Below are 20,648 nucleotides of genomic sequence, written 5' to 3' on the forward strand. Positions count from 1 at the left end.
CAAGAACCATCTGATTTTAAAGAGGATTAACTTTGTTGAATATTAATGTTTTCGCCGTGCTTACGTTTATTCATAGTACGTTTAGTACGGTCAATTACATCACCTACTAACTGTCCACAGGCTGCATCAATATCATCACCACGGGTTTTACGAACAATAACTGTGTAACCATATTCCATCAGTACTTTATTAAAACGGTCTACGCGGCTGTTACTTGGTTTAGTGTAATCATTACCAGGGAATGGATTAAACGGAATCAAGTTAATCTTACATGGTGTATCTTTTAACAAGTGTGCAAGCTCATGAGCTTGATCAGTTGAATCGTTAACGTGGTCAAGTAATAAATACTCAACAGTCACTTTACCGCGGTTTGCATTTGATTTTGCTACATAACGCTTAACACCCGCCAAGAAATCAGCAATGTCGTATTTATCGTTAATCGGCATCATTTTAGAACGCAATTTGTCATTTGGCGCGTGTAATGATATAGCTAATGCCACATCAATACGATCACCTAAAATATCTAAAGCAGGAACAACTCCCGATGTAGATAAGGTCACACGACGTTTAGATAATGCATAACCTAAATCATCTAACATTAATTCCATTGCAGGAATCACGTTATTTAAGTTAAGTAATGGTTCACCCATACCCATCATTACTACGTTAGTAATTGGACGTTGACCACTTTCACCCATTACACCGATGATTTTAGCCGCACGCCATACTTGGCCAATAATTTCAGATACAGTTAAGTTACGATTAAATCCTTGTTGTGCCGTTGAGCAGAAATCACAAGCTAATGCACAACCTACTTGCGAAGATACACATAAGGTCGCACGGTCTTTTTCAGGAATGTAAACTGTTTCAACTTCTTGGTCTCCCAGTGTCATTGCCCATTTAATAGTGCCATCTTCACTGCGTTGCTCGACTTTTACTTCCGGTGCAACAATTTCAGCACGCTGCTTTAATTTTTCACGCAGTGCTTTATTAATGTTGGTCATTTGATCAAAATCATCACAACCAAAATGGTAGATCCATTTCATTACTTGTTCTGTACGAAACGGTTTTTCACCCATTTCAGTGAAAAAATCGCGTAAACCTTGACGGTTTAAATCTAATAGGTTTACTTTTTTCTGACTCATGCGATGCCTCAACTAGACTAATTCTGGTATAAATTCGGAGGGGGATTGTACATATTTTGAATACCCGATGCTAGTCACAAATTTTAACTAAAAAAATACCTGATGCATTTCTGTCATCAGGTACTTGTTGCATAAGCATTATTTGAAATTCTATCGTTTAAATTGTTTGAAAAATAAACAAGGGTTTATAGAAATGTAACCAAAGGAATCACTTTATTTTTTTGCCAAGAGTAAAAAACTTGTGCCTTTAATTTATTACCACGACTATTTACTATTTTTTGAACATGCCCTTGTTTCATTAAAATCGCTAGCATCGGAGCTACACCTTCCCGACTAATATGAAAGGCAGTGAGTAAGCGACTCTCTTCTACATATTGATGCATTTCTATGTAACTTGATAAGCGCTTTAGTATCATACTCTTGCCCATTTATGTTGTTCATTAGCACTATTTTTTAGTAATAAGTTACCTTTATTTTTTAAAGCATATATAGCCCCAGCAACGATTAAGATTGCAATAGACAAATAGGTTAAGCTAAGCATGGGATGTTCAGCAATAGTTGCTATTTGATAATAAACAACTGCCACAATATAGGCGATACCAGTAGACCAAACAGCCACAAAGCGTGCCCAATTCATACCGACCTCTCTCACTATTGCCCCCATGGCTGCTGCACATGGCGCATAAAGTAAGATAAACAGTAAATAAGCAAAGGCAGCTTGTTGACTAACAAAAGCCTGCTGAATATTCGTATAAATAGTTAAATCTACACCTTGCTCTTCAGCAGCAAGCGTTAAATCCCCTAACTCTCCGACATTAATACCAAGTGGGTCACTGATATCAATGCCCATAAGATTTTCAGGAATTGTAGCTGCTGCAACAGTTAACTTATCTAATAAAGTTAACGTCCCCTCTTCCTCGCTAACTTCATTAGCATAAAGGCTATTTAACGTGCCTACGACAGCTTCTTTTGCAAAAATTCCGGTAACGATTCCAACCGTTGCAGGCCAGTTCTGCTCGTTAATCCCCAAAGGTGAGAGTACTGGTGTAATAATTTGTGCAGTTTTACTTAATACAGAACCTTCGGTATCTTGATGACCAAAACTACCATCAATGCCAATTGAGTTAACTACATTTAGTAATGTCACTACTAAGACAATGGTTTGACCTGCTCCAAATATAAAACCTTTCAGCTTTTGCCAGGTTTTAATCCCAGTATTTTTTATCGTTGGTAATTCATAATCAGGAATTTCCAAAATCATATTTTCACTTTTACCAGGCAAAATAGTTCTACTTAAAATAAAGCCTGTTAATACAGCGACCAAGATACCAATGAGATAAAGTAGAAAAACAATATTTTGGCCTTGGTCTGGAAAGAATGCGCTAGCAAATAGAGCGTACACTGGTAAGCGTGCGCCGCATGACATAAAAGGAGACATCACAACTGTCAGTAAGCGTTCACGCTCTTTTTCTAAGGTTCTTGCCGCCATAACAGCTGGAACGGTACAACCAAACCCAACAATCATAGGGACAAAAGATTTACCTGGTAAGCCGATTATTTGCATCAATCGATCAATAACAAATGCAGCTCTAGCTAAATATCCAGAGCTCTCAAGTACAGCTAAGAATAAGTACAAACAAGCAATGACTGGAATAAAAGTCATGACGGTTTGAATGCCACTCCCCACTCCATAAGCTAATACGTTAATTAACCAGTCTGGTGCACTAACTGCCGTTAACCATTGTGCTGTTTGATCGACAAACAAAGCACCTGAAGCAATATCAAAGAAGTCAATAAATGCACTACCGATGTTAATCGCAAACATAAACATTAGGTACATCACCAATAAAAAGACGGGTAAACCGGTATATCGATTTAATGTAATTGCATCTATTTTGTCAGTTAAGCTTTTACTTAAGCAACCTTTGCTTCTTACTGCTAACTGAGTTAATTGATAGATATAGGTATAGCGTGTATCGGCGATCTGTAAGTCAGTATCTAGCGATATTTGAATACTGAGGTTTTGTACTTTTAAGCGATTTTGTATCGTTAATTGCTCAATAACAGAAACATCACCTTCTACACATTTAATCGCTAATGCCTTTTTATTGAGGACGCTGTTTTTTTCGAAGTAATATTCTATTTTAGATAATATGGCTTCTAATTGGTCACCATAATCTAAAGATAAATCTGGTATTAACGCGGACAATTCTAGTTGATCCAACGTTTTTGTTAATTCCGTTACTGCCTGTTGATTATGTGCAGATATAGCAATAACCGGACAACCTAGCTGTTTACTTAAAAGTTTTTGATTAATTACCTTTTGTTGTTTATCCGCAACATCCATTTTGTTTAATACCACGACCACTGGTAGACCTAACTCTAATAACTGCACGGTCAAATACAAACTTCTTTCTAAACAACTAGCATCAATAATATTTAATACTATGTCCGGTTGACTATGCATAATGTAATCAAAGGCAACTCTTTCATCTATTGAACTCCCTTGTTGGTCGACATCTAAATTATAAATACCAGGTAAGTCGATGACCTTTATTGCTTTGCCATTCAGATTAAAGTGCCCCGTTTTCTTTTCAACTGTCACTCCACTCCAATTTCCAACACGCTGATGGCTACCAGTAAGTGCATTAAATAAGGTTGTTTTACCCGAGTTCGGGTTACCGATAGTTGCTATAGTTAATGACATATTAACACTCCACTATGATTTGCTTAGCGATACTTTTACGAAGAGCAATTGCACTATTGGCACATCGAATAGCTAAGGGGTCACCTAATGGAGCAGTACGTAATAATTGTACTTTTGCACGCGGTAAAAAACCTAAATTAAGTAACTTTTTACGCATTACCGGATCTAGTGTATTGATGTTAACAATACTGGCCGTTTGCCCTGTTTTTAACTCGGATAATCTCATGTTAACCCCTATCACTTTATACTTTTAGATACTTCAAACAGGAAATTAATACAAACTATTATCATTAACAATATAAATTGAAGCGCATAACGGGGTAATAAAGAGTCTGTTGTTTTAGATCAATTTAACGGTGCAATTTACGAGAGATTTATGAATAAAAAGTTGGGTTTTACATCTGTAATAGGAACAGGTATAAACATAAATAAGAACTTAATATGCAGGAAAACCCATGGATTTTAGTGAATTAAACTTAGTCTACTCTACCGACGGTGGAAAAGTAGAAAAAACCAAACCGAAACAAACTGCTCCCGAAGGCGATGGTATTATTCGTTTACATAGAGAAACAAAAGGTCGAAAAGGAAAAGGCGTAACGCTTATTAAAGGCCTGCAGCTAGATGAGCCTGGAATTAAAGTATTAGCAAAAGAGATTAAAAAGAAAACAGGTTGTGGTGGTACGGTCAAAGATTTTGTCATTGAAATTCAAACAGACCAAAGAGATATCATTAAAAGCGTGCTAGAGAAGAAAGGCTACCAAGTAAAATTGTCGGGTGGTTAAGCTTGCTAACAAAAAGGGGCTATAAGCCCCTTTTCTAATAACGCTTTATCGTTATTTTTAATTTATTTAGCAGTTAATGCAGTACCAGAAAAATCAATACCCGCCCAACCATTAATCATAAACTGACGAATATTTTGGTGATCCTGCGCCTCTGGATGTGCTAACACATCATCACGGTAGTAAGCACCAAAACAAGCTAACGTTTGTGCTTCTGATAATTTATTTAGCTGTGCAAATGAAAATATTTTACATGATCCTGCATTTTCACCTTCAGCATTTTTCTGCTGACCATTATTGAAAGCCGTAGCAGTAAACTCATAATTCGCTTCAATTACAGCCATTGTATCAGTAAATTCAACTTGCTCTGGCGAATTGTTGAGCTTATTTAAAAAATCTTGTAATAACATCCTGTACCCTTTTTTTACGTTTATATTATCTGCGTTTAATCTTCTTCAAAATAAATAGTTTTATTTTGAGGCATATTTTCAGGGCTAACTGACTCACCTTTAATACGCTTTTCTTCATCAGCCCATTCACCTAAGTCGATAAGTTGACAGCGTTTACAACAAAATGGGCGATACATGCTGGTTTTATCCCAAACCACTTCTTTTTGACATGTTGGACAATTAACCTTCATCTATATTCCTCACCATTAACAAAATATTTGTTCAAATTCTATATGCTCAGCTTGGCTGTTCTCCGCATCTGCATTCATAAAGCGCACAGAATAACGGTGTTTATGGCCAGATACCATAGGATAAACCTGTAAATTAGGATCAACATTTAAGATAATAAATAAAGCATGCTCTACTTCCCCTTGGAAGAAGCCATTATTTGCTTTCTGTATTGATTTAATGCCTTGATGACGCTTAATTTTTAAAAATAAAAACAAAGCTCGCTCTAATACTTGAAAATATTCATACCAATTTTTTGCATCTGCTTTTTTCACTTCTATTGGCTGTGCACACCAAAAGTGGAACTGTGGCAAGTCAAAACTACAACAGCCACCAGGAATGAAAAAACGTTGCTTAAGCGAGGTTAAAAAGCGACTATCTTTAAAGAACTTAAGCTGCTTAGACATCACTAATAGCGCGCTAATTAACTCACTAATCTCCACCATTAGCGCTTTAATTGCTTGTGTATCAGCTTGCTCACTACTTAACCAAGACTGCATTTCTTCAGATAATGATCGTAAATCTTTAATTAAATCGTGTCGAATATCACTACGATCACTTAATTCAATTAACTCAAATAATGATTTGAAATAAGTAACGGCATCATTGTCATTATTCAAAGAGATGCTTTGATTAATTTGTAGGAAAAGCGATTCAAAACGTAAATAACTACGGCTTTTTTCTGTAAGAGGATATTCAAAAGAGATCATAAGACTGTCTATTCATTTTTATAAAAAAGTAAGGTTACATTAAGGAGCTACCACTAAACAATCAAAAACCTTACTTTTGTATGGATAAAAATTGTAAATGTAGCATTTTAACTTGTTCCTTAAGTGCAACAAGATCGGGTTTACTATTGTCGATAACATAATCGGCCTGTTGTCGTCTTTCTTGGCGGCTAATTTGTGCATCTATAATTGCCTGTATTTGTGATCTTGAATTATTATCACGTTGCATAGCACGCTCAATCTGCAACGTTACAGGTACATCAACCACCAGCGTAAAGTCAGTATATTGTGTTAATTTATTCTCTAATAACAATGGAGCTTCTAATATTACATATTGGCTTGTTGCTTGTGCAAGTTGTGTTAATAAAGCTTCTCTAATAATCGGATGCAATAAATTATTTAACCATTGCTTCTTCTGCTCAGACGAAAAGATCACTTGTCTCAACTTTGCTCGGTTTAGCTCACCATCGTCATTTATGACTTCTTGACCAAAGTAAAGTTCAATTTCAGCTAATGCGGGTTGCCCTGGTGCAACCACTTCTCTTGCCACAAGGTCTGCATCCACGACCTCTATACCTAACGCTTTAAATTCGTTAGCAACCGTTGATTTACCGCTGCCAATACCGCCCGTTAACCCAATAATAACTCGCATATTTTGCTCTCTCGCTTGAATCACTTTATTTTATAGATCATAACCACTTAGATCATTGGTATTCAATCTTCATTAAGGTAATATTTCACTTTTTTACCTGGTCTGGAAATTTACCATGATTGAACAAGAAGTTGCACAAAGCGTCAGCCTGGCTTTACACGAAGATTTAAATGGCTTATCAGCCAAAGAAGGCGATATTACCGCTAATTTAATTCCTGAAGATAAGTATGCAAAAGCAACAGTAATCACCCGTGACGACGCTGTATTTTGTGGTAAAGCATGGACAGACGAAGTATTTAAGCAATTAGGCGACTGCACGACCATTACATGGCATGTTGAAGATGGTGATGTTGTCCAAGCAAATAGTCCTTTGTTTACTTTAGCTGGCCCTGCTCGTATTTTATTGACTGGTGAACGTACTGCATTAAATTTCATTCAAACGCTTTCTGGTATCGCGACCACAACTAAGTATTACTCTGATTTAATTGCGAGTACTGATTGTAAATTATTAGACACTCGAAAAACGCTACCAGGCTTACGTAATGCTTCTAAATACGCAGTTACATGTGGTGGAGGCTTTAACCACAGAATCGGTTTATACGATGCCTTCTTAATTAAAGAAAATCATATTATGGCTTGTGGTGGCATAAAACAGGCTATTACTGCCGCTAATCAGCAACATCCTGATCGATGGGTTGAAGTTGAAGTTGAAAACATTGACGAACTAAAGCAAGCACTAAATGCAGGCGCACAACGTGTGATGTTAGATAACTTCACTATTCCAATGATGTTAGAAGCCGTTGAAATAAATAAGGCTAACCCAGTACAAGCGGATTTAGAGGTGTCTGGTAATGTTGATAATTCAACAATACTGAGTTACGCAGAAACTGGCGTGAACTTCATTTCTGTAGGTGCGCTCACGAAACATGTGCAAGCGGTAGATTTATCAATGCGTTTTATCCAAGACTAATACTAATATCCAAAAACCTTTCTACACTTAGTAAACTTGTTTCACCTAACTAAGGATAGAGAGGTTTTATGCCTATTTTAAATCAACTGTTATGTAGTGTTAACGTCTTCCTAACTGCCCTAACGAATAACAAGCGCCTACGCTTTATATTATTGGCCTACCTGTCTATATTTTTATTATTCAACAATATATTAGTAACAAAAGCTATCGCTGCGCAACCAAACTCCATTAAGCAAGCTGCACCAGCAATCCAACTACCAACGCAATTTCGAGAGGATATTCAGATCAGTGAATATTATATTAGTGAAAAGCTAGATGGTATTCGTGCTTACTGGGATGGACAACAATTACTTTCCAAACAAGGTAATGTTTTTACCGCACCAGATTGGTTTATTGCAAACTTTCCGAGACAAGCTGTTGATGGAGAGTTATGGATAGCTAGGCAAACCTTTGAACAAGTTTCTAGTATTGTGCGCACTCAGGATAATCAAAATCAACGCTGGCAACAGGTTAAGTTTATGATTTTTGATCTACCGACTAACCTACAGCCGTTTAGTAAAAGAGTGAAAGCAATGCAGAAGTTGGCTAATACAACAAATAGCCCTTATTTTGAAATGATCCCACAACAGAAGCTTGAAAACAGTAATGCGTTATTTAAGTTATTAGATGAAGTAGTAAATGCTAAAGGAGAAGGATTGATGTTACATCATCAAGATGCCCTGTATCAGCATATTCGTAGTCGTGACCTGATGAAGTTAAAACGTTTTGAAGATGCTGAAGCGACAGTGGTTGGTCACTTGTCCGGTAAAGGCAAGTATCAAGGTATGTTGGGGGCTTTACTGGTCGAAACAAAAGATGGTATTCGTTTTAAAATTGGTACAGGATTTAGCGATAAAGAACGTCAAAATCCGCCAACAATAGGCAAAGTTATTACTTATCGTTACACAGGTAAAACACGTAATAACATTCCTCGGTTTGCTTCTTTCATGCGGGTTAGAGCAATTTATTAATGACGCTAATATTAGCCTTAGGGAAATCATAATCAATTAACTCTCTAGGCTGAATCCATTTGATTTCTTGTCCTTCTAATTCACAGGCTTCACCAGTAAAGCCAGTGACTAAGAAAAAGTGTAAGGTTAAGGAGAGATCATCATAATCAAAATCTAAAGACTCAAAAAGTGTAAATTCGCTAGCAGTTAAGCCCACCTCTTCTTTTAGCTCTCGACACATAGCCACCTCAAGAGCTTCCCCCTGCTCTACTTTACCACCAGGAAACTCCCATTTTCCAGCTAAGTGTTGCCCTTTTTGACGTCGACTAATTAACAGCTGTTGTTGTTCATTTTGCACAATGGCAATACTAATCGTTTGTTGCGGCATTAATTATTCCTCTGTATCCATTATATTAAAAAAGGTGGTCTTCAACGAAGTACCACCTTTTTATTTATCATTTAATAAATTTAGCGAGTAACAATAAACTTAGCTCAATTTACCATGACAATGCTTGTATTTTTTACCTGAACCACAAGGGCAAGGATCATTACGACCTACTTTCTTGTCTTGACGTACAAAAGTATCATCAACTTCAGGAGCTTCAGGCTTCTCTTCTTCACCATCACTGTTTACTTGTGCATGTTGGTATTGAATATTCGCTTTTGCTTCCGCTTCTCGACGTTGCTCTTCGATTACTTGTGCTTCCTCTCTACTTTGGATTTGTACTTTCGACAAGATACCAACAACATCAGTTTTTAAGTTTTCAAGCATGGCAATGAACAGCTCGTAAGACTCACGTTTATATTCTTGTTTTGGATCTTTTTGAGCATAGCCACGTAAATGAATACCTTGGCGAAGATGATCCATTGCTGCTAAATGCTCTTTCCAAAGCATATCGATGGTTTGTAACATGACCGATTTTTCAAAACCAGCAATGATTGACTCACCGACTTGCTCTTTTTTATCTTGATAAACAGCACGCGCATGTGTAACGACTTTCTCACGTATCGTTTCCTCTTGTAAATTAGCATCATCAACTAACCATTGTTGAACCGGCAATTCAATTAAGAAGTCTTGTTTTAAACGATTTTCTAGCCCTGCAAGATCCCACTGTTCTGTTAATGATTGTTGTGGAACGTACTCATCAATACAACCGTTAAATACGTCATCCCAGAACTGCTCAATGTTTTCAGTAATCGTTTCACTGTCCATTACGCCGTTACGCTGTTGATAAACAACTTTACGCTGGTCATTGGCAACATCATCAAAGTCTAGTAATGACTTACGCATATCAAAGTTGCGGCCTTCCACTTTACGTTGTGCATTTTCAATAGCACGTGTTACCCATGGATGTTCAATTGCTTCACCGTTTTCCATACCTAATTTTTTCATCATATTAGATACTTTTTCAGAAGCAAAGATACGCATTAACGAATCTTCCATTGATAAGTAGAAACGACTCTCACCCGCATCACCTTGACGACCAGCACGACCACGCAACTGGTTATCAATACGACGAGACTCATGGCGTTCAGTACCAATGATGTATAGACCGCCAGCAGCTAATACTTCAGCTTGTTCAGCTTTCCATTTTGCTGTTTCAGCTTCAATCTGCTGCTCAGATAAATTACCTAATTTCTCTAAACGATTTTGTAAATTTCCGCCTAATACGATATCCGTACCACGACCGGCCATATTAGTCGCAATGGTTACAGAGCCTAGAGCACCTGCTTGTGCGATAATATCTGCTTCTTTTTCGTGGAATTTAGCATTTAATACACTGTGCTTAATTTTAGCTTTTTCCATCAAACTTGATAGCAATTCAGAACTTTCGATAGATACAGTACCAACCAATACAGGCTGACGACGCTCTAAACGTGTCTTGATATCTTCGATAATCGCTTGGTATTTTTCTATCTCAGTAAGGTAAACCAAATCACCGCCATCTTTACGTGCCATTGGACGGTTAGTTGGGATAACAATAGTTTCTAAACCATAGATAGATTGGAATTCAAATGCTTCAGTATCAGCAGTACCTGTCATACCGCCTAGTTTTTCATATAAACGGAAGTAATTTTGGAAAGTAATAGAAGCTAATGTTTGGTTTTCATTTTGAATTTGTACACCTTCTTTAGCTTCTACCGCTTGGTGTAAACCTTCAGACCAACGACGACCAGGCATTGTACGGCCAGTGTGTTCATCAACGATAACTACTTCGCCTTCTGCTGTTACTATGTACTCAACATCTTTTTCAAACAAAGTATGAGCGCGTAGAGCCGCATTAACATGATGTAACAAACTGATGCTAGACGCAGCATATAGAGAAGTATCTTCCTCTAATAAGCCGCGTTCCTGTAAAATACGTTCAACTTTTTCTTGGCCACGTTCAGTAAGCAAGACTTGTTTGCTTTTTTCATCAACGGTGAAATCACCTTCGCCAACGTACTCTTCTGTATCTTCTTTATCTTGCTTGCTTAATAAAGGAATAATACTGTTTAATTTAGTGTACAGCGTTGGGTCGCCATCTGTTGGGCCTGAGATAATTAATGGTGTTCTTGCTTCATCGATTAAGATTGAGTCTACTTCATCAACAATAGCAAAGTTTAGGCCACGCATTACACGTTGTGACGCTTCAAAAGCCATGTTGTCACGTAGGTAGTCAAAACCAAATTCATTATTCGTCCCATAAGTAACATCAGCCGCGTAAGCTGCACGTTTCTCTTCACCAGACATGCCTGACAAGTTAATACCAACAGTTAAGCCTAAGTATTCAAATAATTGGGCATTCCACTCTGCATCACGACGAGCGAGGTAGTCATTCACAGTGATAACGTGGACACCTTTACCTGTTAAGGCATTTAGATAAGCAGGTAATGTAGCTGTTAACGTTTTACCTTCACCAGTACGCATCTCCGCGATTTTATTTTCGTTTAATACGATGCCACCAATTAACTGTACATCGAAATGGCGCATACCAAATACACGCTCAGATGCACTTCGAACAACAGCAAATGCTTCAACAAGGATATCATCAATGGTTTCACCATTCGCAAGACGTTCCTTGAAATAAGCCGTTTTTGCTTTTAGTTCTTCTTCTGACAGTGCCTTTATCTCTGGTTCAAGTTTGTTAATTTCATTAACAACTTTGCGTAGGTTTTTAAGATAACGGTCATTTCGACTGCCTATTATTTTTGTTATTATCGATGTGATCATTTTGCTTTTCTCATTGTGTAAAATCGGAAAAAATTGTCATTTAACTCGGTATTCTTTGTATATAATAATCTGGATTTACTTGTTGACCATCTTTCAGTACTTCGTAATGTACATGTGGCCCGGTTGAGCGACCAGTAGTGCCCATTACCGCAACTTGTTGTCCTTTTTCAACAACATCACCAACAGAAACTGTAATCGCAGAAGCATGCGCGTATCGTGTCATTAAACCGCTTCCATGGTTAATTTCAACCAAATAACCATAACCATTCCTTGCTTCAGAGATAGTCACTACACCAGCGGCCGTTGCCATAATTGGCATACCTGAATAACCTGCAATATCAACCCCTTTATGACGACTCAAGCGTCCAGTAAATGGGTCTGTGCGCGTACCAAATGGAGAGGAGATCCAAGAACCTTGATTAGGTACTGGACGTCCAGAAATGAATAGCTCATCAATTAGATGGAGGTTGTTGAAGGTAATTTCAAGTTGTTCAAACAAATTTTCATTGTTTTTATATTGTTCTTCTAATAATGAGACTTTATTAATAAGTGGTGAAAGGTCATTATTGTTTAATAATTTACTAGTATCAGGTGCTGTACTTTGGCTCTCTGACTTTTGATCAGTTTGTTCATATAACTCAAATTCTTGTTTTGGCAAATTTGATTTTTCAATAATACGTTCACCTAAACTGTTCAAACGTTTATTTTGTGCTTGTAACTCGCCAACTTTTTCAGCTAAAGATTGAAGTTGTTGGTTAGTCTGTGAAGCTATAGATTGCAAATATTGCTGCTTGATTTCATTCTTTTCATGCAATGCATTTATTTTGTATTGAATAAACTGTTGGTGGTAGTGTGATTGTAATAACCAAGCACTCGTCATCAATAAAGCCACTACAATAATACAGGCAAAAATAAATGTAGATTTTGTTATAGAAAAGGTATGTTTAGACTCCTTCCTATTATAAATAACCGTTATACTCATAAACCTAATTCACTTTTGATGGCTGTTATGACAAGAAATAAAAAACAACCTAAACCGATCTCGTTATTGTTGGATAAAAATAACTTCCAACAAAGCACATCATTAATAACTAAATTAGATATAGTACTACAAAGGTTTTTAAAACAACACAATATCAGTGGTTGTCGTATAGGAAATATTGAAAATGGGAGCTTGTTAATAGAAAGTCCAAGCGCACTTTGGGTGCAGCGCTTACAATTTATACGAAGTGACCTATTGAGTGAATTACGTCAACATCACTCATCTGTGAGAAATATTAAAGTTAAAGTTAACCCTCAATTAGCAAAAGCTTCCCCCACCCAACTCAAAAAAGTAAAGCCAGTTAAAAAGCGTGCACAAAAAATGAGTAAGGGCATTGCTGAATCTTTTTTAGCATTAGCCGAGAATGCTGATCCACAACTAAAAAAAGCACTGCAATCTTTAGCAAAATTCTCAAGTGATAAAGAGTCATAAACTCAACCCTACCTAACCATCAATTATACCGATTACTTTAAATATGTTATCTAAATTTTACGCTTCAAAAACCAGTCCATTCAAGCGTAAATATCTAAATTTACAAAAGGACTGAGTTGTATTAACAAAAGAATAGTTAAGCTATTTATTGGGATTAATATTATACCAATCACACTAAGTAACTGATCTATTTTACTTGTTAAAATAACTTATTTCTTCGTTGTAACTTTCGTAAATAGAACAACTATTAACGAAGTTAATCGTCGAAAGGCTTAAGTTACGCCTTAAACTAAGTCATTTTTCCTGCGCAAAATTTAGATCACTTATTTAATGCAATTGGTATTAGTTAATAAGATTATTATTAGGGCAAAAAAAACCTTGTTATTGCTAACAAGGTTTTCTTAATAAATTGGTTATTACGCCAATTCAACAATATTTAAGCAGGAACAAATGCCGGTTCAATGTATTCCACTGGAGATTCACTCACAGGCTCTTCAAATGTAACCATTTCAAATGCTTCTTGATCTGCTAATAATGCACATAGAAGTTTGTTATTTAATGCATGACCTGTTTTGTATGCTTTTAAATGACCTAAAATAGTAAAACCTGATAAGTATAAATCGCCGATAGCATCTAATACTTTATGTTTTACAAATTCATCTTCGTAACGTAACCCCTCGGGGTTTAATACTCGGAATTCATCTAAACCAATCGCATTGTCTAAGCTTGCACCCAATGCTAGATTGTTTGACTGAAGGTATTCAACACTCTTCATAAAACCAAATGTACGTGCACGGCTAATCTCTTTAACAAATAGATCGCCAGAGAATTGCATCTCTACATGTTGATTTTGCCCTTCGAATACAGGGTGATCAAAGTCAATTTTAAAGTCTAGACTAAAGCCTTTGTCTGAAGGTTGAAGTTCAGCCCACTTGCCTTCTTCTTCATCTTCAACACGCACTGTCTTCTTAATACGGATAAATTTCTTAGCCACATTCAATTCCTCAATACCTGCTGATTGCAGTAAGAAGATAAACGGGCTCGCGCTACCATCCATAATTGGAATTTCAGGTGCATCAACATCAATAATTACATTATCGATACCTAAACCAGCTAACGCAGCTGATAAGTGCTCTACAGTTGAGATTTTCTCACCTTGCTCGTTCACTAGACAAGTACACAATAGTGTTTCTTGCACGGCGTGAGCATGTGCTTTAAAGCTAACTACAGGGTCGAGATCTATTCGACGATAAACAATACCTGAGTTGGCAGGTGCAGGGTGTAGCTGGATAGTTACTTTATTCCCTGAATGTAAACCAACGCCCGTTGACTTAACACTTTTCTTCAATGTTCTTTGTTTAATCATAAGAATGATCTCCACTACGATAATTTCTGCTGCGAATTATAGCAGTTTGCGACCTATATCACAAACTGTAATATTTCTAAGGTAGAATTAGTTATCCGCTTGACGTCTTAAAAACGCAGGAATATCTAAATAACTCTCAGCACTGTTTTTATCTTTAACTTCAGCAATCGGTTCAACAATTTCAGGTTCTTCCTGAGCTGCTTCTTCTGCTTTAGCTAACGCTTTTTCTTCTGCTTGTACATTTGCATTACTAGTGTTATCGGCAGCAACTGTTCTTTCTGTAGTCTCGTTAACATCTTTTTTACTATTTAATGTTGGATTTTTAACTACGTTCAGCTCTGACTTACGTTCACCGATACCCGTTACTATCACGGTAACGTGTAACTCACCTGTTTCAAGTGTAGGGTCAACAGTTACACCAATGATGTTTTGAGAGTCTTCAGAAGCGAATTGTTTCAATGCATCACCCACTGTGTGGTATTCATCCCAGCTGAAGTCAATACCAGCAACAATGTGTACCAATACGCCACGTGCATCAGAAAGATCAACATCTTCCAGTAATGGACAGGAGATAGCTTCTTCAACAGCCTCTTCTGCACGATTCTCACCAGCAGAAACACCAATACCCATTACAGCTGTTGTACCAGCCTCTGTCATTACGGTACGTACATCCGCGAAATCGATGTTAATAGTACTCTCTTCATTATTAATAATAGACGAGAAACCAGAAACTGCATCATAAAGCACGCCATTAGCTGCGCTTAACGCATCTAAGAAAGAGATACCGCGAGGTAATGATTTCTGCAATTTATCATTTGGAATAATTAATAAAGAGTCGATATTTTCAGACAAACGAGCGATCCCTTGTGTCGCGTAGTTCATACGCTTACGACCTTCAAACATAGAAGGTTTAGACACGACACCAATCGTTAATGCGCCCTCTTCTTTTGCTATTTCAGCCACAACAGGACAAGCACCTGTACCCGTACCACCGCCCATACCAGCAGCAATGAAAACAACATCAGCTCCAGTGACGATTTCTCGGATACGTTCTTTATCTTCTAACGCAGATTTATACCCAATTTCAGGGTTAGCGCCAGCACCTAGACCGTTAGTTATATTTGAACCTAATTGCAAACGAATATCTGCTTTTGATGAACGTAATGCCTGAGCATCCGTGTTCATTGCAATAAATTCGGCGCCCGTTAGGCCTTTTTCGATCATATAATTGATCGCATTACCACCACCACCACCGATGCCAATAACTTTGATTATGGCTTGTGCTGAATGATCTTCGTCATCGATTATTTCAAACATTTGATTCTCTTCCACTCTATTAACTTCTTGTGACATCGTTTGTTACCACCCAATCCATGAAACTTGATAACTAATATTCTTTTTTAATCCAATTTTTAACTTTGCTAAAAATACTTGTAAAACGATTTTCAACTTCGGCTTCTTCTTCACCGGAAAATTCATTATTTTTATGTCGTAATAAACCGACAGCAGTTGAGTAAGCAGGTGAGTTTACATCATCTGCTAAACCTTTAATATGCTCTGGCTTACCAATTCTAACTTGAATATTACCAAAGACTTCTTCAGCAACTTCAACTAAACCTTCAATTTGTGCTGCACCACCAGTGATAACAACACCAGCAGCGAGCTGTTGCTTTAAGCCCTCACGTGCGAATTTATCGTTTAGCTTATAAATTTCATTCTTCACTAACGTCAATAATTCACTATAACGTGGTTCAATAACATCCACTAAAATAGAACGCTGTAAACTACGAGCAGCTCGACCACCAACACTTGGCAGCTCAATGATTTCATCACTGTTTACTAAAGTTCTATCAAGACAGCCATATTTAACTTTAACTTCTTCTGCAGATGTTGGCGGAGAACTAAAAGCAATAGCAATGTCATTAGTCACTGAATTACCAGCGTAATCTAATACCATACTATGTTGTAAAGCACCTGCGATATAGATAGAAAGGTCCATTGTACCACTTCCCATATCGATCATGCATACACCGAGCTCTTTTTCATCTTCACTCAAAATCGCAGCACTTGAAGCAACACCTGATGATGTTAGTTGGTCAATAACTAATCCACATCGTTCAACTGCTTTCTCTAAATTTTTAACAAGATCATTATGACAGGTGATTAAATGTACGTTTGCTTTTAGTTTTACACCTGATAACCCAATTGGATTGTTAATTCGACCTTGTGAGTCAATTGAATACTCCTGAGGTATAACATGTAATAAGCGCTGTTCATCACGTATCTTTACCGAGCGAGCATTGTGTAAAACACTCTCTACATCATAAGCCGTGACTTCATGTGCTTCTATCGCCCACGTCCCAGTTTCATTAATCGATTCGATGTGTGAGCCTGACACAGATAAGTTCACAGACGAAACACGACAGTCAGCCATATCTTCAGCTTGCTTTAATGCACTTGAAATAGACTCAACAACAGAGTCTAGGTTAGTGACAGAGCCTTTATCTACACCTTTTGAAGGCGCAGAGCCTACACCAACAATATTAATTGCATCGTTTGCTAATAATTCACCAATCAAGACAACGACTTTATGACTACCGATGTCTAAACCAACTGTGTAATTACTTTCCATTCGTTCATCACCACTTTCTCTCGTATAAGAGAATAATTAACTTTTTGTAATACTAATTATAATAAATACATGATTAATTTCACCATTTTAAATTCTACTCATAACGGAATAGATAATTTAAACAATCAAGTTAACCTAATTTACTAAACCTATTATGTCGAAAAGATTCAACATAACTATTTTTCTTCTTGTACTTTTTTCCAGCCGATTGCTAATCCCGTGTCATAACGTAAATCAACGTAATCGATGGTATTAATATCGTAATTTTCAGCAATTCTAGGGAATGCCTTTAAAAATATCTGAATACGTTCTAGCTTCTGCTCTTTACCTAACTTTAAACTAATACCATTTTCTAATACTAACTGAGTGGCATTACGTTTATCGCTAGATAACCCAGCAATACGATAATGGCTAGGTGCTAATAACTGTTTAAGTTGCAAGTAAGTATTCAATACTGCTTCAGCTTGCTCATCCTCTCCAGATAACGCTACAAACTTATCAGTTTGATCTGGCACAACATCAATAATCTCACCAAAGCGATTTAACAGCGCCTTCTCATTCCAAGAAGCAGCTATCGCCTGCTCCACAATATGTATCTTTAGCGTATCAGGCCAATGTTTACGAATTGACGCAGAATAAACCCAAGGCTTTGCTTCTAATTGTTTTTGTATCTCAGTAATTTGCAAAGTAAAAAAGTTTAACTTGTCTTTTTGCTTTGCTAAAACACTTCTCACTACATCTTCAGTCACATGGTGTCGTTCACCGGTTAAAATTAATCCAGTGAGCGGCAATGACTTTTCATCCGTTAGCCAATGTTTAAGTTTAAAAAAACCATCCTGTAAAGTATAAATCAGCAGCAAAAAAACAAAGAAGCTAAGCCATTTACTGATGGTGATTTTTTTTAGCTTCAGCCACATAAATTATAAAGTTTGCTCTAATATACGTAATACGAGTTGATCAAAACTAATACCCGCTTGTTTTGACGCTTTTGGCACTAAGCTAGTTTCAGTCATACCTGGTACAGTATTAACCTCTAACAAATACCAGTTATGTTGTTGATCACGCATAAAATCAACGCGTCCCCAACCACTACAACCAACCGCCATAAATGCCTCTTCAGCTAACTGATTTAACTCAGTCAACTGTTGATCATCTAGACCACAAGGACACAAGTATTGGGTGTCGGTAGATTGATATTTTGCTTGATAATCATAAAAGGTATGAGTGGTTTTCATGCTAATAGCTGGCAATGCTTTGCCATTAAGCATAGAGACCGTAAATTCATCCCCTGTTATCCAAGATTCTAACAACACTTTTTTGTCGAACTTGAATGCATCTTCTAATGCTGTAATTAGTTGCTCTGGCGTTTCCGCTTTTGCCATACCAAGGCTCGAACCTTCATGAACAGGCTTTACCATCACAGTGCCTGATAAGGCGCTTAGTATATCTTTAGCTTGCGCAGGTTCAAAGTTTTCTTTGACAATAATTTGATACGCTGCCGTCGGTAATCCACAACTCTGCCAAATTTGTTTGGTTTTTGCTTTATCCATACCAATAGCAGAGCTAGAAACATCACTTCCAGTGTAAGGAATTTGTAACGTATCTAAAAAACCTTGAATAGTACCATCTTCACCGCCACGACCGTGTAATACAATAAATGCACGGTCAAAACCTGATGCTTTCAGTTTCGACAAATCATCATGCTTTGGGTCGATGGCATGTGCATCAATGCCTTGGCGTAACAATGCATTTAACACCGCTTTACCAGAGCTCAAAGACACTTCACGCTCTGCGCTATTGCCGCCAAATAAAACAGCTACTTTACCAAACTCAATTGTCATTAATCTGCGCTCACTTGTTGCATTTTTTCAATGTCTAATTTGAATTCCGCTAGTGTTTTCACTACTGCACCGATATTACCAGCACCTTGTGTTAATACTAGATCGCCATCTTGTAAAACTTTTGCTAATGCGCCAGGTAATGCTGCCGGTGAAGGAACAAAAATAGGCTCTTTACCACTTTGTTGACGAATAGTTCGGCACAAAGAGCGGCTATCAGCACCTGCAATCGGCGTTTCACCTGCTGCATACACGTCTAATAATAATAGTTGGTCAACCTGTGACAACACTCGAGCAAAATCTTCGTATAAGTCGCGTGTACGAGTATAACGATGCGGCTGATACGCCATAACTAAGCGTTTATCAGGCCAACCTTCACGTGCGGCATTAATTGTTGCTTGCACTTCTGTTGGATGATGACCGTAATCATCGGCTAACATTGCTTTACCACGACCTGTTTCAAACTCACCGTAATGCTCAAAACGACGGCCAATGCCTTCAAAACTTTCTAATGCAGCTAAAATAGCTGTATCTTCAATATCATCTTCCATTGCCACAGCAATCGCAGCAGCGGCGTTTAATGCGTTATGCTTACCCGGTAAATTTAGGTGAATAATTAAATCAGGACGATTAGCTCTGTGAACAACAAACTCGCTACGATTAACTGTTTGTTTAAAACTAGAGATGCGTACATCAGCTTGTTCGCTAAAACCATAAGTCACACATTGACGTGCAAATCGTGGGATTAACTCTTCAACAACTTTATCGTCTAAACAAACAACAGCTGTGCCATAAAAAGGCAGGTTTTGAATAAACTGGATAAAGGTATCTTTTAATACTTCAAAGTCACCTTGATAAGTATCCATGTGATCTGCTTCGATATTAGTCACAACAGAAACCATTGGCTGAAGATGTAAAAAAGAAGCGTCACTCTCATCTGCTTCAGCGATTAGATAACGACTTTGCCCCAATTTAGCATTAGTACCAGCACTATTTAACAACCCACCAATAACAAAGGTTGGATCTAAATCAGCTTCACGGTAAATACTAGCAATCAAACTGGTTGTCGTTGTTTTGCCGTGAGTGCCAGCAATTGCTACGCCATGACGATAGCGCATTAATTCGGCCAACATTTCTGCTCGACGCACGACAGGGATTCGCGCTTGTTTAGCCGCTAGTAGCTCAGGGTTTTCTGGATTGATCGCCGTAGAAACCACCACTACAGATGCACCATAGATATTTTCTTGCGCGTGACCAATAAATACTTCAACACCCAATGAACGCAGACGTTTGACTACTGTATTTTCTGCAATATCAGAACCAGTGATTTTATAACCTTCATAGGCTAATACTTCGGCAATACCGCCCATACCCGCACCACCAATACCAACAAAATGAATCTGTTTTACACGACGCATTTCTGGAATCATGGTACGAATTTCTGCTAGTTCAATTTTTATCATTGGGATTCACTTCT

At 37.5% G+C, this 20,648-nt stretch carries 20 protein-coding genes and 2 pseudogenes; 4 read left to right on the plus strand and 18 right to left on the minus strand.

Going from position 1 to position 20,648, the window contains the following annotated elements:
- Nucleotides 1-26: 26 nt before the first annotated feature.
- From V5290_RS01815 to V5290_RS01830, 4 genes are all read right to left on the minus strand, one after another.
- On the minus strand, nt 27-1,145 hold the full coding sequence (locus V5290_RS01815) for a bifunctional tRNA (adenosine(37)-C2)-methyltransferase TrmG/ribosomal RNA large subunit methyltransferase RlmN (RefSeq protein WP_290039749.1): 1,119 nt from the start codon (nt 1,143-1,145) through the stop codon (nt 27-29).
- A gap of 185 nt (nt 1,146-1,330) precedes the next feature.
- Complete coding sequence (locus V5290_RS01820; protein ID WP_333381129.1) at nt 1,331-1,561, minus strand: FeoC-like transcriptional regulator; 231 nt, start codon at nt 1,559-1,561, stop codon at nt 1,331-1,333.
- Nucleotides 1,558-3,852, minus strand: coding sequence for a Fe(2+) transporter permease subunit FeoB (feoB, locus tag V5290_RS01825; protein WP_333381132.1), 2,295 nt, complete (start codon nt 3,850-3,852; stop codon nt 1,558-1,560). Before feoB ends, V5290_RS01820 begins: the two co-directional genes overlap by 4 nt.
- Nucleotide 3,853: 1 nt before the next feature.
- Nucleotides 3,854-4,078, minus strand: a complete 225-nt coding sequence (locus tag V5290_RS01830; protein WP_333381135.1) for a FeoA family protein — start codon at nt 4,076-4,078, stop codon at nt 3,854-3,856.
- Between the two features lie 229 nt (nt 4,079-4,307).
- Here V5290_RS01830 and yciH point away from each other — a divergent pair, with 229 nt between their 5' ends.
- Complete coding sequence (yciH, locus tag V5290_RS01835) at nt 4,308-4,634, plus strand: stress response translation initiation inhibitor YciH (protein ID WP_333381138.1); 327 nt, start codon at nt 4,308-4,310, stop codon at nt 4,632-4,634.
- Nucleotides 4,635-4,696: 62 nt separating this feature from the next.
- Here yciH and V5290_RS01840 read toward each other — a convergent pair whose 3' ends face one another.
- From V5290_RS01840 to coaE, 4 genes are all read right to left on the minus strand, one after another.
- Nucleotides 4,697-5,041, minus strand: coding sequence for a HopJ type III effector protein (locus V5290_RS01840; protein WP_333381140.1), 345 nt, complete (start codon nt 5,039-5,041; stop codon nt 4,697-4,699).
- 35 nt (nt 5,042-5,076) lie between these two features.
- A complete protein-coding gene (gene yacG, locus V5290_RS01845) occupies nt 5,077-5,271 on the minus strand; it encodes a DNA gyrase inhibitor YacG (protein ID WP_290039755.1) in 195 nt (64 codons plus the stop codon).
- Between the two features lie 15 nt (nt 5,272-5,286).
- Nucleotides 5,287-6,018 (minus strand): cell division protein ZapD, encoded by a 732-nt coding sequence (zapD, locus tag V5290_RS01850; protein ID WP_333381143.1) that lies wholly within the window; start codon nt 6,016-6,018, stop codon nt 5,287-5,289.
- Nucleotides 6,019-6,088: 70 nt separating this feature from the next.
- The gene (gene coaE, locus V5290_RS01855; protein WP_333381146.1) at nt 6,089-6,688 is read right to left on the minus strand and encodes a dephospho-CoA kinase; all 600 of its coding nucleotides are present in this window, start codon (nt 6,686-6,688) and stop codon (nt 6,089-6,091) included.
- Nucleotides 6,689-6,803: 115 nt separating this feature from the next.
- On the opposite strand from coaE, the gene nadC reads away from it, so the two are divergent.
- Complete coding sequence (gene nadC, locus V5290_RS01860; protein WP_333381148.1) at nt 6,804-7,658, plus strand: carboxylating nicotinate-nucleotide diphosphorylase; 855 nt, start codon at nt 6,804-6,806, stop codon at nt 7,656-7,658.
- Between the two features lie 68 nt (nt 7,659-7,726).
- Nucleotides 7,727-8,668: a DNA ligase gene (locus tag V5290_RS01865; RefSeq protein ID WP_333381150.1), complete on the plus strand. Its 942-nt coding sequence runs from the start codon at nt 7,727-7,729 to the stop codon at nt 8,666-8,668.
- On the opposite strand, the gene mutT is transcribed toward V5290_RS01865, so the two are convergent.
- From mutT to V5290_RS01880, 4 genes and pseudogenes are all read right to left on the minus strand, one after another.
- Nucleotides 8,652-9,035, minus strand: coding sequence for an 8-oxo-dGTP diphosphatase MutT (gene mutT, locus V5290_RS01870; RefSeq protein ID WP_333381154.1), 384 nt, complete (start codon nt 9,033-9,035; stop codon nt 8,652-8,654). The two genes, V5290_RS01865 and mutT, sit on opposite strands and share 17 nt — an antisense overlap.
- Nucleotides 9,036-9,134: 99 nt before the next feature.
- Nucleotides 9,135-9,215 (minus strand): annotated as a pseudogene (locus V5290_RS17510) (SEC-C metal-binding domain-containing protein); the annotation flags it as partial.
- Nucleotides 9,216-9,358: 143 nt separating this feature from the next.
- Nucleotides 9,359-11,861, minus strand: a pseudogene (gene secA / locus V5290_RS01875) (preprotein translocase subunit SecA); the annotation flags it as partial.
- 40 nt (nt 11,862-11,901) lie between these two features.
- Entirely contained in the window at nt 11,902-12,843 is a 942-nt protein-coding gene (locus V5290_RS01880; RefSeq protein WP_333381158.1) for a M23 family metallopeptidase, read from the minus strand.
- Between the two features lie 27 nt (nt 12,844-12,870).
- Between V5290_RS01880 and V5290_RS01885 the strand changes: the two genes are divergently transcribed.
- Nucleotides 12,871-13,335: a DciA family protein gene (locus V5290_RS01885; protein ID WP_333381160.1), complete on the plus strand. Its 465-nt coding sequence runs from the start codon at nt 12,871-12,873 to the stop codon at nt 13,333-13,335.
- A 436-nt stretch (nt 13,336-13,771) separates the two neighbouring features.
- On the opposite strand, the gene lpxC is transcribed toward V5290_RS01885, so the two are convergent.
- From lpxC to murC, 6 genes are all read right to left on the minus strand, one after another.
- On the minus strand, nt 13,772-14,701 hold the full coding sequence (gene lpxC / locus V5290_RS01890) for a UDP-3-O-acyl-N-acetylglucosamine deacetylase (protein WP_333381163.1): 930 nt from the start codon (nt 14,699-14,701) through the stop codon (nt 13,772-13,774).
- Between the two features lie 87 nt (nt 14,702-14,788).
- On the minus strand, nt 14,789-16,054 hold the full coding sequence (gene ftsZ, locus V5290_RS01895; protein ID WP_333381166.1) for a cell division protein FtsZ: 1,266 nt from the start codon (nt 16,052-16,054) through the stop codon (nt 14,789-14,791).
- Between the two features lie 34 nt (nt 16,055-16,088).
- Nucleotides 16,089-17,333, minus strand: a complete 1,245-nt coding sequence (ftsA, locus tag V5290_RS01900) for a cell division protein FtsA (RefSeq protein WP_333381168.1) — start codon at nt 17,331-17,333, stop codon at nt 16,089-16,091.
- Nucleotides 17,334-17,509: 176 nt separating this feature from the next.
- Nucleotides 17,510-18,250, minus strand: coding sequence for a cell division protein FtsQ/DivIB (locus tag V5290_RS01905; protein ID WP_333381171.1), 741 nt, complete (start codon nt 18,248-18,250; stop codon nt 17,510-17,512).
- Nucleotides 18,251-18,253: 3 nt separating this feature from the next.
- On the minus strand, nt 18,254-19,174 hold the full coding sequence (locus V5290_RS01910) for a D-alanine--D-alanine ligase (RefSeq protein ID WP_333381173.1): 921 nt from the start codon (nt 19,172-19,174) through the stop codon (nt 18,254-18,256).
- Nucleotides 19,174-20,634, minus strand: coding sequence for a UDP-N-acetylmuramate--L-alanine ligase (gene murC, locus V5290_RS01915; protein WP_333381175.1), 1,461 nt, complete (start codon nt 20,632-20,634; stop codon nt 19,174-19,176). Before murC ends, V5290_RS01910 begins: the two co-directional genes overlap by 1 nt.
- Nucleotides 20,635-20,648 lie beyond the last annotated feature (14 nt).

It is taken from the genome of Psychromonas arctica (genome assembly GCF_036697365.1).
Taxonomy (GTDB): domain Bacteria; phylum Pseudomonadota; class Gammaproteobacteria; order Enterobacterales; family Psychromonadaceae; genus Psychromonas; species Psychromonas arctica_A.

Bases quoted from the DNA above. Each gene is read 5' to 3' on its own strand.
- V5290_RS01815 (WP_290039749.1), bottom strand. From the start codon at position 1,145: ATGAGTCAGAAAAAAGTAAACCTATTAGATTTAAACCGTCAAGGTTTA.
- V5290_RS01820 (WP_333381129.1), bottom strand. From the start codon at position 1,561: ATGATACTAAAGCGCTTATCAAGTTACATAGAAATGCATCAATATGTA.
- feoB (WP_333381132.1), bottom strand. From the start codon at position 3,852: ATGTCATTAACTATAGCAACTATCGGTAACCCGAACTCGGGTAAAACA.
- V5290_RS01830 (WP_333381135.1), bottom strand. From the start codon at position 4,078: ATGAGATTATCCGAGTTAAAAACAGGGCAAACGGCCAGTATTGTTAAC.
- yciH (WP_333381138.1), top strand. From the start codon at position 4,308: ATGGATTTTAGTGAATTAAACTTAGTCTACTCTACCGACGGTGGAAAA.
- V5290_RS01840 (WP_333381140.1), bottom strand. From the start codon at position 5,041: ATGTTATTACAAGATTTTTTAAATAAGCTCAACAATTCGCCAGAGCAA.
- yacG (WP_290039755.1), bottom strand. From the start codon at position 5,271: ATGAAGGTTAATTGTCCAACATGTCAAAAAGAAGTGGTTTGGGATAAA.
- zapD (WP_333381143.1), bottom strand. From the start codon at position 6,018: ATGATCTCTTTTGAATATCCTCTTACAGAAAAAAGCCGTAGTTATTTA.
- coaE (WP_333381146.1), bottom strand. From the start codon at position 6,688: ATGCGAGTTATTATTGGGTTAACGGGCGGTATTGGCAGCGGTAAATCA.
- nadC (WP_333381148.1), top strand. From the start codon at position 6,804: ATGATTGAACAAGAAGTTGCACAAAGCGTCAGCCTGGCTTTACACGAA.
- V5290_RS01865 (WP_333381150.1), top strand. From the start codon at position 7,727: ATGCCTATTTTAAATCAACTGTTATGTAGTGTTAACGTCTTCCTAACT.
- mutT (WP_333381154.1), bottom strand. From the start codon at position 9,035: ATGCCGCAACAAACGATTAGTATTGCCATTGTGCAAAATGAACAACAA.
- V5290_RS01880 (WP_333381158.1), bottom strand. From the start codon at position 12,843: ATGAGTATAACGGTTATTTATAATAGGAAGGAGTCTAAACATACCTTT.
- V5290_RS01885 (WP_333381160.1), top strand. From the start codon at position 12,871: ATGACAAGAAATAAAAAACAACCTAAACCGATCTCGTTATTGTTGGAT.
- lpxC (WP_333381163.1), bottom strand. From the start codon at position 14,701: ATGATTAAACAAAGAACATTGAAGAAAAGTGTTAAGTCAACGGGCGTT.
- ftsZ (WP_333381166.1), bottom strand. From the start codon at position 16,054: ATGTCACAAGAAGTTAATAGAGTGGAAGAGAATCAAATGTTTGAAATA.
- ftsA (WP_333381168.1), bottom strand. From the start codon at position 17,333: ATGGAAAGTAATTACACAGTTGGTTTAGACATCGGTAGTCATAAAGTC.
- V5290_RS01905 (WP_333381171.1), bottom strand. From the start codon at position 18,250: ATGTGGCTGAAGCTAAAAAAAATCACCATCAGTAAATGGCTTAGCTTC.
- V5290_RS01910 (WP_333381173.1), bottom strand. From the start codon at position 19,174: ATGACAATTGAGTTTGGTAAAGTAGCTGTTTTATTTGGCGGCAATAGC.
- murC (WP_333381175.1), bottom strand. From the start codon at position 20,634: ATGATAAAAATTGAACTAGCAGAAATTCGTACCATGATTCCAGAAATG.